12 protein-coding genes and 1 pseudogene are annotated in these 17,211 nt (G+C 54.7%); 8 read left to right on the plus strand and 5 right to left on the minus strand.

The features are described 5' to 3' along the window. The first annotated feature begins 48 nt into the window (after positions 1-48). From OVA03_RS16390 to OVA03_RS16415, 7 genes are all read left to right on the plus strand, one after another. Entirely contained in the window at positions 49-2,010 is a 1,962-nt protein-coding gene (locus OVA03_RS16390; protein ID WP_267526099.1) for a TonB-dependent receptor domain-containing protein, read from the plus strand. Then, on the plus strand, positions 2,010-5,828 hold the full coding sequence (gene cobN, locus OVA03_RS16395) for a cobaltochelatase subunit CobN (protein ID WP_267526100.1): 3,819 nt from the start codon (positions 2,010-2,012) through the stop codon (positions 5,826-5,828). Before OVA03_RS16390 ends, cobN begins: the two co-directional genes overlap by 1 nt. 7 nt (positions 5,829-5,835) lie before the next feature. After that, positions 5,836-6,306 (plus strand): MotA/TolQ/ExbB proton channel family protein, encoded by a 471-nt coding sequence (locus OVA03_RS16400; RefSeq protein WP_267526101.1) that lies wholly within the window; start codon positions 5,836-5,838, stop codon positions 6,304-6,306. Further along, positions 6,306-6,611 (plus strand): DUF2149 domain-containing protein, encoded by a 306-nt coding sequence (locus tag OVA03_RS16405; RefSeq protein WP_267526102.1) that lies wholly within the window; start codon positions 6,306-6,308, stop codon positions 6,609-6,611. Before OVA03_RS16400 ends, OVA03_RS16405 begins: the two co-directional genes overlap by 1 nt. Before the next feature lie 251 nt (positions 6,612-6,862). Then, positions 6,863-6,997 carry a helix-turn-helix domain-containing protein gene (locus tag OVA03_RS17090; RefSeq protein WP_420710514.1) on the plus strand — a complete coding sequence of 45 codons (135 nt, stop codon included), beginning with the start codon at positions 6,863-6,865 and terminating at the stop codon, positions 6,995-6,997. 495 nt (positions 6,998-7,492) lie between these two features. After that, positions 7,493-7,978, plus strand: a complete 486-nt coding sequence (locus tag OVA03_RS16410; protein WP_324291012.1) for a methyl-accepting chemotaxis protein — start codon at positions 7,493-7,495, stop codon at positions 7,976-7,978. Positions 7,979-8,291: 313 nt separating this feature from the next. Further along, complete coding sequence (locus tag OVA03_RS16415) at positions 8,292-9,254, plus strand: AraC family transcriptional regulator (protein ID WP_267526103.1); 963 nt, start codon at positions 8,292-8,294, stop codon at positions 9,252-9,254. A 150-nt stretch (positions 9,255-9,404) separates the two neighbouring features. Here the strand turns inward: OVA03_RS16415 and OVA03_RS16420 are convergent. Next, positions 9,405-9,834, minus strand: a pseudogene (locus OVA03_RS16420) (ATP-binding protein); the annotation flags it as partial. A gap of 524 nt (positions 9,835-10,358) precedes the next feature. On the opposite strand from OVA03_RS16420, the gene OVA03_RS16425 reads away from it, so the two are divergent. Beyond that, complete coding sequence (locus OVA03_RS16425) at positions 10,359-11,297, plus strand: hypothetical protein (RefSeq protein WP_267526104.1); 939 nt, start codon at positions 10,359-10,361, stop codon at positions 11,295-11,297. A 178-nt stretch (positions 11,298-11,475) separates the two neighbouring features. On the opposite strand, the gene OVA03_RS16430 is transcribed toward OVA03_RS16425, so the two are convergent. The 4 genes from OVA03_RS16430 to OVA03_RS16445 all read right to left on the minus strand — a co-directional run bounded on the left by OVA03_RS16430 (position 11,476) and on the right by OVA03_RS16445 (position 17,030). Further along, on the minus strand, positions 11,476-12,507 hold the full coding sequence (locus tag OVA03_RS16430) for a glucokinase (RefSeq protein ID WP_324291013.1): 1,032 nt from the start codon (positions 12,505-12,507) through the stop codon (positions 11,476-11,478). Positions 12,508-12,978: 471 nt separating this feature from the next. Continuing rightward, positions 12,979-14,022, minus strand: coding sequence for a PAS domain-containing protein (locus tag OVA03_RS16435; RefSeq protein WP_267526105.1), 1,044 nt, complete (start codon positions 14,020-14,022; stop codon positions 12,979-12,981). Positions 14,023-14,347: 325 nt separating this feature from the next. After that, positions 14,348-15,232, minus strand: coding sequence for an ROK family protein (locus OVA03_RS16440; protein WP_267526106.1), 885 nt, complete (start codon positions 15,230-15,232; stop codon positions 14,348-14,350). A gap of 4 nt (positions 15,233-15,236) precedes the next feature. Continuing rightward, positions 15,237-17,030 (minus strand): alpha-amylase family glycosyl hydrolase, encoded by a 1,794-nt coding sequence (locus OVA03_RS16445; RefSeq protein ID WP_267526107.1) that lies wholly within the window; start codon positions 17,028-17,030, stop codon positions 15,237-15,239. Positions 17,031-17,211 lie beyond the last annotated feature (181 nt).

A 17,211-nucleotide genomic window follows, 5' to 3' on the forward strand; every position in this document is an offset into this window, starting at 1 on the left:
TTTTTATATCGAAGATGATACGATATAACATTACATATGGGGCGTATCATGCGTGTTGTGCAATCGGGGGGCTCTAGCCGCCTGAAGGGATTTTTGTTGGCATTTTCCAGCCTGACCGTTGTGGGGGGCTCTGGGGCTATGGCGGCTGAGGGTGTGGATTCCGAAGTCACCGAAGTGGTGGTCACGGCGACCAAAACCGAACGTAATCTGTCAGATGTTCCAGCGTCTATGTCCGTCGTACACGGTAAGGAACTGGCCCGCCGGCCGGTTCAGGATATGGCAGAAGCTTTGGAAGATGAGCCGGGCGTGGTTATTGGCGGAATCGGCATGAGCCGCCGCGGCATCATCATCCGCGGCATGGCGCCGGAATATGCCCTGACCCTTATCGATGGTCGCCGGATCAATGCCGCCTCATCCAATATGGCCCACGTCGATTTTGACCTGGGCTGGGTGCCGTCGGTGGCCATTGACCGTATTGAGTTGGTGCGCGGGCCGCTGTCTGCGCTTTACGGTTCCGAAGCCTTAAGCGGCGTGGTCAATATCATTACCCGCAAGCCTGGGCCGGTATGGCAGACACGCTTTGATGCCATGACGGGTTTCCGTGAAGGCGAGGGCGGTGATACCCAACAATATGGTCTCTACACGGGCGGTCCGATCAACGACAAGGTGGCGGTGTCGCTATGGGGCGATTACCATAAGCGCGATATAACCGCTTCTGAGGAAGACCCGCGCCAAAGCGAACTTGAAAGCCGTGATTCCTATAGCGGGACGGCGCAGTTGCACCTGACCCCGACTGACCGCCAGCGGGTCGATATCGGCGTGACCTACGGCGAAGATGAGCGCGGCCGCGATACCCTGACGACTTCGGGCACGATTTTCAGCTACCGCTATATGGACAAGGTACGCCGCCAAAGCGGGTTTGTGACCTATAATGGCCAGTTCGGCTTTGGCGACATCGAAGCGCGCCTTTACCGCACCGAATTGCGCCGGGTGAATGCGCGCGATAAGGGCCAGACGCCAACCCCATCCAGCGATCTGGTCGACACGGTGGCGGATGTGCGCTACACTCTGCCAGCCATAGGGGTGCACCGTCTGACGACGGGGGCCGAATGGCGGCGCGAAGAACTGAAGGATGCCACGGTTTCGACCAGTGGAGAGAAAGAGACCGAACATAAGGCCCTGTTTGTTCAGGATGAGATCAACCTGTTTACTGACCGGCTTGAGATCGTTGCGGGTACCCGTTTCGACCATCATGACGCCTATGGCTGGGAAACCAGTCCCCGGCTTTACATTGTCTATAAACCGTCTGAGCACTGGACAGTGCGCGGCGGGATAGGGCACGCTTTCCGCGCCCCCGGCCTGAAGCAACTATCGCCCACCTATGCGGCCATTGCGGCCGGTGGACGGTTTACCATCTACGGCAATCCTGATCTCAAGCCTGAAACCAATGACAGTGCCGAACTGGGGCTGGCTTGGCGCAATGAGATGGCCGACGCTTCGGTCACCCTTTTCCGCAATGAGGTCGGCAATCTGGTGACTTCTTACTGTCTGACCAACTGCGGTATTCGCGGACGTGAAACACGTACTTATACCAATGTGAATGAGGCCCGCCTTGAGGGGGTTGAAACCGCCTTTGGGCTGCGTCCGGTCGAGGGGCTGTCCCTGATGGCATCCTACACCTATGTCGACAGTCTCGATAAGGCCACAGATCGGCCGATAGCCGAACGACCGCAACGCACCGGCAAGATCGGTCTCGACTTACAGGCGACACCGCGCCTTTCGGTCGGGGTGCGCGGGCGGTTCATCGGCGAGCAATTGACCTCAACCTATGTGCGTCTGCCAGGCTACAGTCTGTGGGGCACTAATGTCAGCTATGACCTCAATGAACACGTCACCCTGAGGGCGGGTGTGGACAATCTGTTCAAAGCGCGGTTGGCCGAAAAGTCCACGCTCTACAGTTTCGCTGAACCAGGGCGGGTGGTGTTTGTGGGCCTGTCGGGAAGGTTTTGATGACTGTTCGCGTCTGGCTGATCGCTATGTTCGCATGGATGATAGCTTTTGGGGGCGGGGCTCAGGCCGCGCCGCCGCCAAAAGTGCGTATTGTGGCGACCAGTTTTGTCCTGCCCGCCAAGTTTGAGACCCTGAAAGCCTGGGCCGCCGAAGAGGGCCTTGAGTTGGACTACCGCTATGTCGACCGCGGCAAGCCTGATCCGGCGTTAGTTGAAGGGACTGACCTTATCCTGCTGGATGGGCCGCGCCCCAACGATATGGCCGCACTTCAGAAAGTGACCACAGACAACTTATCGGGTAAGGCCTGGCTGGCGGTTGGCGGCGGCCCGCCCAAATGGGAGGGGTTGTCAGCGCCCGATGCCGCCAAGCTGGCCGGCTATTATGCAGCCGGCGGTGAGGCCAATTTCAGAATATTCCTGAAAGCCCTCAAGCGTCGTCTGTCGGGTCAGTCACTGGCGGATCTGCCCGCCGCGCCGCGCCGCGCGGCAAGCGGGCTATATCATCCGCAGGCGGGCGTCCTTGTTGATGCCGGAGCCTTTCTAAGCTGGCGTGGCGCGGATCGTCCGACCGTGGTGCTGGCGATTTCGGACGGTGTCATCGCGGATATGCAAACCGCCGTGGTCGATGCGGTTATCCGGGATGCCGAAACACGGGGCTTGAGTGCGGTCGCCTTCTGGTACGATGAACGCGATCCGCAGGCGCTGACCAGGGTCGTGCGTCCGCTGAAGGCTGTGGCACTCGTTAATATGACGCACATGCAGAACGGCCCGGCTAGGCAGGCCGAGTTTGCCGACCTCGATATCACTGTCCTTCAGGTCATGGGCTATCGCGCGGGCACCATAGCCGAGTGGCGGGCGGAGGCGTCAGGTGTGGGGTTTTCATCGGTGCCGACGCAGTTTGCCGTGCCGGAAAGCTGGGGTCTGTCCGATCCGGTGCTGATCAGCGCAGTCGAAAACGGCGCGCAGGTGCCTATCCCGGAGCAGGTGGCGCTGTTGGGGGCCAAACTCAGACGTCTGGCCGCCTTGCGGAGTAGGCCCAATGCCGAGAAACGCGTCGCCCTGATGTTCTGGAATTCTCCGGCGGGTGAAAAGAACTTTTCAGCTTCGCATCTCAATGTGCCGCGTAGTGTTGAGGCGATTACCGCCGCCCTGCACGCTGCGGGCTATACTGTGCCGCCGACCACAGAGGCGACACTGATCACAGCCGCCCAACTGATGATGGGAGGGTATTACCGGCCCGAAACCCTGGATGGGTTGGCACGTCAGGGCTTTGCCGCCTGCCTGCCAGTAAGTGCCTATAAAGCGTGGCTAGGCACCTTGCCACCAGTGACTCGGACCGAACTGCTTGACCGGCACGGCGCGCCGGAGCGACACTGGGCGGTGCGTGGTTCGGGGGCATCGGCCTGTTTCATTATCCCCAGAGTGCGGATCGGAAACATGACCTTTCTGCCGCAGCCCCCCCGCGCCGGGAAGGTCGGAGCCGCGACCCACGACACTAAAAGCGTGCCGGATCATATCTATCTGGCCGCCTATGTCATACTGCGTGAACAGGAAAAGATCGATGCCCTGGTGCATTTCGGTACCCACGGCACTCAGGAATGGACGCCGGGTAAGGATCGCGGGCTGTGGGCCTATGACTACCCCAATCTGGCGGTGGGCGATATGCCGGTGATCTACCCCTATATTCAGGATAATGTCGCCGAGGCCATTCAGGCCAAACGTCGGGGTCGGGCCGTGACTATCAGCCATCAGACTCCGCCCTTTGCGCCGTCTGGGCTATATGATGAATTGCGCGACCTGCACGGCCTGATCCACGAATATTCGCAGCTTGAGCCTGGCGGGGTGCGCGATCGTGTGCAGGATAATTTGCTGAATACGGCGGTGGCAGCCAACCTGCATAAGGATATCGGCTGGACCGAGGCAGCGGCGCGTGCGGATTTTCCCGGATTTTACGCTGTGCTTCATGATCATCTGCATGAGTTGGCGCGCGCGGCGGTACCGCTGGGGCTGCACACCTTTGGTCAGTCGGCCACAGTCGAACACCGCCTGATGACGGTAATGCAGGCGCTCGGGAAGCCCTATCTGTCGGCCCTTGGACTTGATCCGAATGAAGCCTTTGCCGAGGATTTCAGCGCGATCCAGACCGGTGAGCCTTACCGCGTTCTGAAGGCGCACCTCATTGATGGGCAAGCGGTTGATGATCTCAACCCGGCCCTCAAGGCTGAGATCGAAAAAGGGCGGGCGCAGTTTGAGCGGTTGTCAGTTACGGGCGAGATGGAGGCCTTGCTGGCGGCCCTTGACGCGCGGTTTGTCCGGCCCGCCACCGGCGGCGATCCGGTACGCGACCCTATGCTGGTCAGCGGGCGCAATCTCTATGCCTTTGATGCCGCCAAAATCCCCACCAAAGCCGCCTATGATCAATCCGAAGCGGCATATAAAGGTTTGATTGACGCCTATCAGGCCAAGCACCGGCGGCTGCCGCGTAAGCTGGTTTTTAGCCTGTGGTCGGGCGAGTCCATCCGCACCTTAGGTGTCATGGAGGGGCAGGTCTTGCGGGCCTATGGCCTTGACCCGGTTTGGGATGCCAGCGGGCGGGTGATCAACCTGACGATCCGGCCGGATAGCGACCTGAGCGCGCCGCGGGTTGATGCGGTGCTTCAGATTACCAGCGTCTACCGTGATCAGTTCGATAATTTCATGACCCTGCTGGCGCGCGCGATTAATAAGCTGGCCGCACAAGGCGGTAATCCGGTCGCGACTAATAGCGCTGAACTTGAAGCGCAACTTATCGCCAAAGGTATAGCCCCGGATCGAGCCAAAGCCCTGGCCCGCCTGCGCATGTTTTCAAATGCACCGGGAGAATACGGCTCCGGCCTGCCGGACCGGGTGATCGACTCTAAGAGCTGGGAAACCGAAGGCGAACTGGCCGAAGACTTTCTGGCGCGGCTGCAATATGGTTACGGGTCTGACGGTTGGGGGACATCGGAGGACGGCGCTAATCTGCTGGCGGAGAACCTGAAAACCGTCGATGCTGCGGTATTGTCGCGCTCCTCCAGCCTGCACGGTCTACTATCGACCGATCATCCGTTTGAATATCTGGGCGGGCTGTCGCTGGCGGTGCGACATTTAAGCGGTAAGTCTCCCGAGCTGTTTATTACCGATACCCGTTCCGGTGAGGTGCGCACCACCACGCCGGCAGCCTTCTTGTCCGCCGAATTGCGAACCCGCTATCTCAATCCGGAATGGATACGGCAGATGCAAACCGAAGGTTATGCCGGGGCTAATGAAATGCTGGCCGTCACCCAAAACCTGTTCGGCTGGCAGGTTACGGATCCAGCCTCCGTCCGCCCCGATCAATGGCAGGCCATGACCGATACCTATGTGCGTGACAGTCGAAATCTGGGCCTTAACGACTGGTTCGAAAAAAACCATCCCTCCGCCCAGAAACAGATGGTCGATCAGATGCTGGAGGCCGTACGCAAAGGCTACTGGAAGCCCGATGCTGAAACCGTAAGCGTGCTCGAAAATCGTCGGCAACAGCTAGAGCGCGTCTCGGCCGCCGCGTCTGGATTTGGCCGTCTAATGAGTGGCCCGCCTGCTGCTACGGCGGCAGCCCCATCTGATCCAGCGGTGGCTGAGCCGGGTACGCCGCCCAATCCTACCGTTCGCGGGCGGGTGCTGAAGCCTGAGGCTCAGCGTCCGTCGGCACCGCAAAGTCCACCGGGTTTCCCCTTCCTGGCCGGGCTTTGCGGACTCCTTCTCATGCTGGCCGGTGCGCTTCATCAATGGCGCGCCAGCCGTAGCCCCCTTGAACCATAGGTTTTTCATGCCATCGTTAGAACTCCAGCTTTATAGTCTCACGCCTCTTTTCCAGATGCCGGTGATGGCGCTAATCCTTTTATGCCTTGTCTTTGCGCTGTATGCGCTGGGTGGTTTTGTGATCGAATGGGGGCAACGGTTTCAGAAAGGCTACGCGCCATTGTTTGTGCGCACCGCCCGGAATAACGGACTTGAAAGTGCCGATGTGGAACTGCTGATCCTCAAAAAGCTGGAAGGGCTGCGCATTGTCTCGCGCACCGCGCCCATGTTGGGACTGGTGGCTACCATGATCCCGATGGGGCCGGCCCTGATGGCGCTCAGCACCAATCAGGCCGAAAATGTTAGTCAGCATCTGGTGGCAGCGTTCTCGGCCGTTATTATTGCCCTAATCGCCGCTTCGGTTACCTTCTACATTCAGACCGTGCGCCGCCGCTGGTTACTTCAGGATCTGCGTCGCTATGAGCGGGGAGATATCTGATGCGCTTTATCGAAGACGAAGAAGGTGATGACCCGATCCTGAGCGTGGTCAATTTGGTGGATCTGTTCCTGGTGGTCGCGGCCATACTGATGGTGATGATCGCGGCCAACCCGCTTAATCCGTTTCAGTCGAAATCCGTGGTGGTCGTTGAAAATCCTGGCCAGGACGATATGCGCATTACCGTCAGGGACGGCGAAAAACTGACCCGCTACGAATCAAGCGGTGAGATCGGTGAAGGTCAGGGCACTAAGGCTGGCGTCACTTACCGTCTGCCGTCGGGCGAACTGGTCTATGTGCCTGAGTGACGTTTTTTAGGGAGGTAATTCACAGCCTTTATGGATGCATCTGCAGGACTGTAAAATGTCCGAAAAGGGCGTTCGGCAGCAATTGACCGCCGAGCGACTTTGTAGAATGTAGAACTGCGCCTAGAGCGTTTGCTATCTGGCTGACTCTTTGGGGATTCCTCAACTTGCGAACAGTGATTCATGGTTTGACTGGTGTTCGGAGGCGAGTTCAGATGTCACAAGCTTATTCTTTTTAGCTCCGCAAGCGTGTAATCGATTTTGTTTTAGTGGGTTCCACATGCCTTGAGGCCGGCGCCCATTTTGGTGTTAGCGAGTCGAGCGCGATCAAGTGGATCCGGCGGTTTCGGGAAACGGGCCTAATCGAGTCCAAGACTACAGGGAGGTGATTTTCGCTCCAAAGCCACTGAAATATCGTCAGATAACATATTGTCCGTTCTAGAAGGTCAACCGGACATCACTTTGATGGACAGGAAATTGAAGCGGGCGGAACAGGATCGTACCCCGGGTGATGCCGCAATTGAGCGCTTGGAATCAATGACCTACGGATAGGGCCGGGTTTCGCTCAGTTTCCCACTGATGGAATGCTGAAGAGCGGATCATCGCTGACTTGAGCGATGGTTTCAAGGGTGATGTAGCGTCCGCGCCGAACCGCCCACTTGATGGCATTGACCACGCTCATTCAAAGGTAGATTATGAGAGAGGCTGAAACCTCTCAAGCTCCCTAGAGGGGCATATTGAATATTGTTTTCTAACAAAGATATGCCGAAAGACAAATTGTTACACCTGCGTAACAATTAATAAAACCAAGATTAATGGCGTGTAACGATAATGGCGTTATGTAATTCAAGGCAATCATCCGCGCCTCATCAGGTCAGGAAACCATGTTCCATAATTCTCTAGCCGAAGCCACCCAAAACATTGGTGATTTCGTTTTATTAATCAATCAGATCGCTTCGCAAACAAATTTGCTGGCGTTGAATGCGACCATCGAGGCGGCGCGGGCAGGCGATGCGGGCAAAGGGTTTGCGTTTGTGGCGTCCGAAGTTAAAACCCTTGCCTCCCAAACGTCGAAGGCGACCGATGAAATCAGAACCCAGATCGCTGCGGTTCAAAACTCTACACAAAACGCTGTGGATGCCATCGGGCAGATCACCACGGTTATCGACCAGATCAATGTGATTTCGACGGGCATCGCCGGAGCCATGAACGAACAGTCTGCCGTGGTTCGTGATATCGCCTCGAATATGCAATTGGCGGCGGATAGTATTGAAACCATAACAAATAACGCCGCAACCATAGCCAGTGCGGCGGTTCAGGTTGATCAAAGCACGAAAAGTGTAAGTGACGCCGCCAGGGCTTTAGGGTGAAGATGATGTTCAAATTTAGATATGAACGCCGAAATTTACCTGGTTACACTGGCGGCTCAATGATTTCAGTGCCCGTGGTCAAAGCTCTAGCGCACAAAAGTTGCGGACAACGGTCCGGGTCGAAGAGGTAGGATGCTTACCTCGGCAGCGCGCAGGCCTATACTCAACCAACGGCAAAAAATAAAACTGAAAACCCTCGAACACCGCTGCCTGCAATATGAAAAACAAGCGGCCTAATTTCAAACCACCTCTAGACCAAACTCTCCGCTATTTTGCGCACGCAACTGTCCCACCATCTTTGACAAAGGACACTATGGTTATAACGGTTCACCAAGTTGACCATTACTCGACTTCTGCCGAGGAACTTGAGTGGTTTGTTGCGGGGCATGTTTCCAGGACGCGTATACTGCCGATTTCTGGTTCGCGGTTCTCAGCGCGCGTCAAAATGCATGTCATCGGCGAGGGTATGCTTTGGACAACGGATTACGCGCACGGCGCAGAAGTCCTTCCTTACGATCCACCGGATGCGTTTCTGGTTCACCTGTCCTCTCATAACGCTGTCGAGTTTACCAGCCCAAGCCAGGTTAACGGCTCCACACCCGACAAAGGATTTGTTGAGGAGGCAAGGCGGACCACGCGCATATACCACGCACCCGGCAATCTGGCGACCGGGATCTCTCTTCCGCGTAGCATGATCACGCAGTGTTTGGTCTCTGTGCTGGATAGGGGAATTCGCGAGGACCTAATTTTCACGCCGAACTTCGAACAAAATTCGAGGTTCGGCGGCACACTGAATACGATGGTGAAGGCTATTTCATCGGGTTTGGAAGATGGTGGCGCCTTGTGCCAAGCGCCCATTGCGGCGCACCATATGTTTCAGGCGCTTGTCCATATGGTGCTTGGCAACCTTACGCACAATTATTCTGATTTGATGGTGTCGCCCGCGCCGTCAGTTTCCCCAAAACACGTCAAGGCCGCCATCGATTACATTGACGAACACGCGGGTGAGCCTTTGACCATTCCGCAAATAGCCGAGGCCGTAAACGTTAGCGTGCGCGCGTTGCAAATGGGGTTCCGTCGTTTCAAGGATACAACGGTCAGAGCGTATATACGAGAGGTACGGCTTCATGGTGTCAGACGTGAGCTGTTGAATCCGGAAAGCGGTCGGACTGTTGGCGACATTGCCCGGTCTTGGGGCTTTATCCACTTAGGCCATTTCGCCGCAAGCTATCTCTCGACATTCGGCGAAAATCCCTCAATGCATCGGGCGCGATAAACGAGGTTTCAGCGAGCCGTGTCAACGGCGGAGTAAAAGTCGGCCACGTGGCGACGCAAAAGTAGGCCAGTTGTTCTGCGCGTAGGAGAGCCCCTATAGCGTGTAGCCCGAAGGGTGCTCTCCTACGCGGTCGGCCTGTTTTTGGGGTAATCAGGGGGCTTGGCTGGCCTTACGAGCGCGGCTATGAGCCAGACGATAGCTGTCGCCATTCATCTCGAGGATGCTGACATGGTGGGTCATGCGGTCCAGTAAGGCGCCGGTGAGCCGCCCGGATCCGAAGGTTTAGGTCCATTCATCGAAGGGCAAGTTGCTGGTAATCAGCGTCGATCCGCGCTCGTAGCGCTGGGAGATCAGCTCGAACAGAACCTCTGCCCCGTTCTTGGACAGAGGTACGGAGCCCAGTTCATCGATGATAAGCAGCTTGTAGGCCGCCATCTGCTTCTGGAAGCGCAGAAGACGGAGCTCGTCGCGCACTTCTATCATCTCGCTGACCAGCGCGACCGCTGTGGCGAAGCCGACAGGACAGGCCCTTCTGGCAAGCCGCCATCCCAAGCCCTATGGCGACATGTGTCTTCCCGCTGACTCATCCCCTAAGAACAGGCAAGACGAACCTTCAAATATAATTCCACGGTATAAATCCTTCCGCCCTCCCTGCCACATGCAGGAAGAACATAGGTGGACGACTTTTACCCGCCCGCGTCGGCACGATTCCGACCCTTCCGTGGTTGCTTTTTGCACCGCCGCTTATAGAGCCGGCTTCGAAAAACGTTTTCTGCGTGTGGGGGATGTTGAATTCGCTCTGGGGATAGCTCTTTGAAAAAAAGCCGTTCTCAAAGCAGGTGTTTAGTAGGATGAAAGCGTGCGGCATGTTCTACCGAGCGTCTGCACGCTTTGAACGGCACGGCAATGCTGAATTTGTATGCGTACCCATGACTTTCTCACCTAGACTATCGTAAATCGAAATCGCTTCAACCAATGAAACTGTCATCAGTCCACATTCTCTCCCTTATGGAGCAACTCGGACAACTCGGGCGGATGGAAATACCTTTGACACCGACGGATGAACCTATGCTATGTTCGCAAGGGTTTCGAAGACTTTTTCGTATGGATGCGTTAGAGGTTCCTAAGCTGGACGACATAGTTAAAACTATACATCCATGCGAGCAGAACATATTCGTTGAGGACATTGGTGTCATGCGGCATGGACAAGAGCCGCCTCCACGTATCTACCGTTTGGTGGGGCACCATACTCCTATGCGCTATGTGTCGCTCGCCTTCACGCCCGTTACAGACGAGGTTGGTAATGTAAGGAAATTTTTCGGACTAGCGCGCGATGTAAGTGTGGATGAGGTGAGGGCGAGACACAAGGACCAGAATGCGCGTCGGATTGGGGTGCTCATGGATTATTTTGGTGTAGAGTGCATTTGGAATACGGATAAGTCGGGACAATTATTCGAGCATTTCACGACCGGGGGCCTCGAATCTATAATACCGCATTTTGATCCACTTCGGCCCTCATCGATTCATCCGGATGATCGCGAGGCGGTGTTAGCTGAGATAGCCTCGGCGCTGGAGGGAGACGAGCCTTTTTCGATTTCCATGCGCATCTTGGGGGTTGATGGGCTGGCAAGAAAGTACGTGAAAAAGGGCCTTCCACTTAGGCGGCAAGACCGCGTGGTTGAGTGGTGGGGGCTAATCATTAAGGAAAAAGAGCTTCTGGCGTTGACGTCGACTGAAATGGACCACGCAATCGAGGCGGCGAACGGAACCAATTTGCGTGCCTTGTGCGCTCTCGCGGGATGGACGCATGACGAACTTGCTAAGAACACCGGCATATCGCGGACCACAATCTACCGCATGGTCTCCGTATCGGGGGGCCTACAGGCTCACTTCAAACGCAAAACTATTGAAGCCGTGTTGAATATTTTCGTCCAGCACGGAGTGCGCTTTCACAGGGCCCCGGACGGGAAGCTAGCGTTCTCATGGTTATCCGCGAATGACTATCCGAACACAAATATTTCTCCATCGTTGAACGGCCCTTAAGAAACCTCCTATACCGCGCAAAGCGCATCAGAGAGGATGATCTTTCGGCGACCATTGTCAAGTCAGTGCCTTTGCAGGTGCGCGAAACCTGAACTTGCCCGGGAAAAGTGGAGAGCGATCTTCGGGTTAGGCGGCCTGCCAGAGGGTGTTGCTCTCGAACTGGATTGGGCTCTTTGAATCATCGTCCGAACAGGGTGCTAAGACCCAGCATCTCCGGCTCATGGGTTTTGACAAGGTAGACTGGAACGTTCTGAAGGTAGCTCTCAAGCCGCCCCTTCCTATAGAATCGAGTTGTGAAATGGGCGCTATCAAAAAGGTTCCCGATCATATCGAAATAAGAACCCGCTAGGTACAGTCCACCACGCGCGCCGACGCAAAGCACCGTGTCCGACGCCATCGCCGCGAGCCAGCCCGTTACCAACTTGACTGCATCACTTGCCCACATATCCCCGTCGCGTGCGAGAGCCACAACCTGGGTTACACTTGTTACGCGCGGCTTAAGTCCGTCTAAAACCATCAAGCAGTAGTAAACCTCGGCGAGGCCTGCAGAGGATATCGCCCTGACGCGCGACACATGTCCATATTTCTGTCTTAACCAACGGACCACGGCAAATTCCCGATCCGTCGTCGCAGGCAGATCGCTGTGTCCGCCGGCACACGGGTAAGCCACTGAATTCCCCAACTCGTCGGTCAAGATAGAAGCGGTTCCAAGACCACGCCCGACGGCGATCATCGCCCTTATCTGCTCAGATGCCGTCGCGCTGCCGCAAATCAGACGACGCTCCGCTACCTCAAGATGGTCGATAGCCAGTGCGGTCGCCACGCAATCATTGACTATGTTCAGTCGGCGAATACCCAGCCGCTCCTTAATCCAGTTGCGATTGATCCGGTAGCTGAGATTGGGCATTTCAAATGTGCCTTCTTGTTCCCAACCACATATAGAGAAAGCTGCCCCTAGCAAATCGGGCTTATTTGCACTCGCGAGGAAGTTTTCCAAAGCCTTGTCAAACTCGCCCAGTGATTGGCATCTATAGAGTTGAGCCGCAGGCGGGCGCCGCCCTGGCTCTGCTGTGGTTATCCGGACGCTATTGTCTCCGCTAAAATCGACAAACAAAACCTGTGCTAGCACCTGTAAATACCAATATTTGAAAACGGAATGAAAATGGCGACCAAAGAGTTTACCATTGGCGGCCTGCGACGCCCTGCTCACAAGGGTTAGATAAAGAACAATAAGGGACCGAACTACCGAGTCTAAATTGAATTCAGTACGAGAGGTCTGCTAAAGGCTTACGCGCAAAGGCTTCGGATATGTGCAAATCACCAGACCTATTTGCAGCCGACGCCCCCGTATAACTGGTTATCTATTTCAGATATTCAGCGCGCTTAACTTATGCTCGAACCAGGCGTACGTCCGAACGTGCATATAAAATCGAACAAACAAGATCTTTTATAATAGATAGACGTAGCATCATTTTCATCCCAAAATTCCCGACTATTTAAATACAGTGAATGAAATTGATTTTTATAATTTTAATATTCGAATACGAAAATATGTACATTGCACCGAGAAGTGAAGAAAATTTATTCAAAGTAATCAAATTTGAAATCGTTAATTACCATTCAATTCTCTTTTCAAAATCTAATGTTGAAATTTGTTCGGGAGTTTATTTTAAAGATCGAATTATTCGTTGTTTACGGCCTCGGATAAAATTGCAAGGTTTCCGTTCTTATCAGCGAAGAAACGTATGCCGTACGGGATAAAGATTTGCAGTACGGTTTCTATGGTTTTAGATTTGAACTGGCCCAAAAGAGGAGCGGATGTCGAGACCATTCTATAAATGGTTGTACGTGAAATCCCTGTTTGTTTGGCCAGTTCGTCATGGGTCCATCCGATAAGTGCACAGATCGCTCGAAGGGTCGCGCCGGTTGTTACCGTTATCGCGTGATCCAGGGCTATAGCTTTCATCGCCAGCGAGGCGTTTTCTTCGTTTATGACGCCCCACCACTCGACAACCTTACCGTCTTCCGTAATGGGGAAGCCCATATATATGTATTTCCGAGGAACGCCATCAGCACCGAACAACCGCATTGGCACAGAGAAAGCTTCTTTGCCTGACATGGCAATATCCAGTTCAGTCAGCACATTCTTGCGATCTTCAGGATGTATGGAACTAGGTGATATTGGATCGAATTTTGGCATCACCCCAGCAAGGTTGCCCGAGGCGTAGCGCTCGAAAAGCTGGCCGGCCTCGTCTGCGCTCCATACGCACGCGGCGCCGAAATATGTCATCAACATGTCAATACGATGGGCATTCTGGATCTTATGTCGAGCCACTACCTCTTCAGCGCTCACGTCACGCGCCAGCCCAAGAAATTTTGCAATCTCTCCATCGTCGCCTAGCACGGGCGTAAATATAAGGGAGACGTACCTTGGCGGCATGAACTGAGTTGATAAGCGATAGATCCGAGGCGGCGCTTCTTGTCTGCGACGTAGCACGGCCACGTCCTCAACAAACAAACTGCGTTCCCTCGGCTGGATCGCCCGAGCGACACTCTCTAGTCGCTCGGGCTCGGTCTCATCTATCCCAAACAGTCCCCGAAACCCTTGCGAAAAACTCACGAGGCCATCAGATGGCAATACCGGGAGTTCAATCCAACCCAGTCGCCCAACTTGCTCGATGATTTTCAGTATATGAATAGAGGAAAGTTTGACGATTTTGGACATTTCTATCTGCCTTCAAAGCCGCGGCGTCGAGATTGACTGTATCTCCAAATTTTCGCCCTTAGAAAGCCACAATTAATACTTAATACCTTGTCCGCAAATAAGCATATAAATTTAGTAACGCACCATATTTTATATTTAAATTGCAGTGAATAAGGGCGACTCGGAAATATTGTATTCACAAAATTAGCAGCAATTACTTCTTTGTTAAAATTACAAAACATATTTTTGCGCTATATATTCTCTGCTGTTACTTATAGGTATTCAAAAAAACCGGGTTGCTCAAAAATTGCTAGCCATATAACAAATTTCGACCTCGGATAGCAACTTAGCCCACCAAACTCAGGGCTCCGAGCACGCCAGCCTTTTCACGCAGGTGTGCTGGGCGCACAAAGCTGTCATAGGCGGAGCGTTCAGATAAGGCCTCAATATACCCGCCCATTAAACGGTGGAATTCATCACGGGCCGCCTTAATCACCGGTTCATTCAACCCCACTCCACCCCCAACCAGAATCCGTTGGGGGGATGCAATCAGGGCCAAACTGTAGAATAGCTGAGCCAGGTAGCCACCGAGGATGCCCCATAGTGGATCGTCATAGGCAAGGTCTTCACCAGCTTTCCCCGTTCTCGCCAGGATGGCTGGGCCACATATTAGCCCCTCCAGGCAATCGCCGTGGAAGGGGCAATGTCCGATATACGGATCAGCGGACAGTTCACGCTTGATCAGTATATGCCCGGCTTCGGGGTGAAGCAGGCCGTGCACAGGCTTGCCGTTCGAAATAACCCCAACCCCAACACCGGTGCCTACGGTCACATAAGCGAAATTCTCCAAACCCTGGGCGCCGCCCCAAAGGTACTCACCAAGTGCCCCGCCATTGACGTCGGTATCAAAGACAATCTGAGCCTGCGGAAAGGCTGCCTTGAGGGGAGCAAACAGATTAAAATGACTCCATCCCGGCTTTGGGGTTTTCAGAAAGGTTCCATAGTTAGGATCGCGAACCGAAAGGTTGATCGGGCCGAAGCTGGCGATACCAATTCCGGCAAATTCACCTTGGTGCACTTGAAGTGAACGCAGTGTGTCGATGACCTCTTGCCATGTGGAGCGCGGATCACGCGTCTGTATACGGATCATCTCCGAATGGTCATTCAGGCCAGTGCCGGTTATGATATTGACCTTGGTGCCACCGAGTTCAATGCCCACAAATTTTGACATAGCCTTATACTCCCGCAACATACCAATTGACCGCATAGGGGGCCAGGGCCGTGCCTTCGTTTCCAATGATAAGGGTGCCAGGTGCCGTGAAGGTTACCGGCCGCGGACTAAAGTTGGCGACGCAGACAAACCTGCCGGTTTCCAGCGGTCTCTCAATGTGCAGAAGAGAGGGGTGCTCCGTGTCCATAACGCGCATGCCAGCGGCGAACGGCAGTATCGCTAAGCCTTGAGCGAGTTCAGCCAGAAAGGTGTACATCTCGCCTTGCGGGGTCGCTAGATCGCTTCGTGCTGCGGCCTTGTTCCAATCCATTTTAGGGCGATGCAACCAGCGCATTTCATCTTTCAGCGTGGGGTCGTTCCTGAAGTCTTCGAAATTTTCCAGCGCGATTTCATCCCCCATATAAAGCAAGGGCACGCCTTCGAGCGCATAGGTCACGCCGTAAAGAAGTTTCAGGCGATCGATCGCCATCGCATCGTCGCGACCGCCACAAAGGCTCGCGGCCATGCCGCAGCCGGACGCCGGAAAGCCAGGCGGGGCTTGAAAGGCCATGCCCTGTGCATAGCTGTCTTTCCCCGCGAAGAAATCAGACCAGTGTTGCAGGCGCTCTTTCGGCGCCGAGTCTGACAAGGCGTGCCATATAATGTCATCATGGCATCGGACATAGTTCAGCCACTGACCGTGGTCGGGCTTCTCGGCGGCGGTTGTTATCACCTTGGTCAGAACGTCGACCTTTTGGTCGGCGAGCGCACCCCAAAGGGCGGTCATGACACCATTATTGTAGGCCAGATCACACTCTCTATCCTCAGGTGTTCCGAAAAACGGCAGGACGGAGGCCTGGCTCTCAATCGCTTCGGCGAGGAGGAAGACTGATGGTGCTACGATCGACAATAACGCCCTGAAGGCTCTTAATATGTCATGGGTTTCGGGCAGGTTGCGGCTGGCGGTGCCCAAGCGCTTCCAAAGGTAGGCCGTTGAATCGAGTCTAAAGCCTTCAACACCGGCATTGGCCAGATGCAAAAGGCAGTCCATCATTTGGATGAAGACCTGCGGATTGGCATAGTTCAAATCCCACTGGAAAGGATAAAACGTTGTCCAGACATATCCGCCAGCACGCTCGTCCAACGTAAAGTTGCCCGGGGCCGTGTCGGGGAATACATCCTGTAAATTTTCCTCCCAGGCGTCCACCTCAGTCTTTGACTTGACGACAATATAGAAGTCCTCAAATTGCGGGTCACCCGCGAGTTGTCTTTGAGCCCATCCATGCTCCTTCGCGGTGTGATTCAACACCATGTCGAGCACGAGGGACATATCCCGTTGACGCAAAGCGGTGGCGAAGTCTTTCAGATCGTCAAAGCTGCCAAGGCGCGGATCCACATCGCGGTAGTCGGCGACGGCAAAGCCGCCATCACTGTCACCTTCGCGCGGCTTAAGCAGGGGCAAAGGATGAAATATACCGACGTTTAAGGCTTGCAAATAGTCCAGGCGGGCCGCACTGCCCGCCAGTGTGCCACCAAAACGGTCAATATAGGCGCAATAGGCCGGGCGCCCGGACTTTAGATACCAGTTTGGTGGGCGCTGTTGGTCCAGGCATTTAAGCTCATCCGGACGTGCCTGCAGGGCGGCAAGCGTGCGCGATCCAATTTCGTTCAGGAGATGAGGGAAATTCGAGTGGCCACCGTAGAGGCGGGTCAATGCCTCCGCTGCCTGCCTCCAATAGGACTCTGATTGCGGGGGCAAACCCGGAAACTGTACGGCGTCTTTCGTCATTATCTTTTTAAATTGTGCCGTTCTCATCATTTATCCGTCGTTTCCTTCGCCTCGTCAGATGGCTCTTTTAGTGTGCTTGCGCGTAAGTGCATCCTGCGCGCATTGTTGAGGCAGCAATATGCAGATCAATACAAACGTTTGCAATAAAATCTTGTCTCCCAGGACTCATTTAACCGCCAACCGTTAGATTTTGGGCGTTCTTGCGGTAGGT

The sequence above is a fragment of the Asticcacaulis sp. SL142 genome (assembly GCF_026625745.1).
GTDB lineage: Bacteria > Pseudomonadota > Alphaproteobacteria > Caulobacterales > Caulobacteraceae > Asticcacaulis.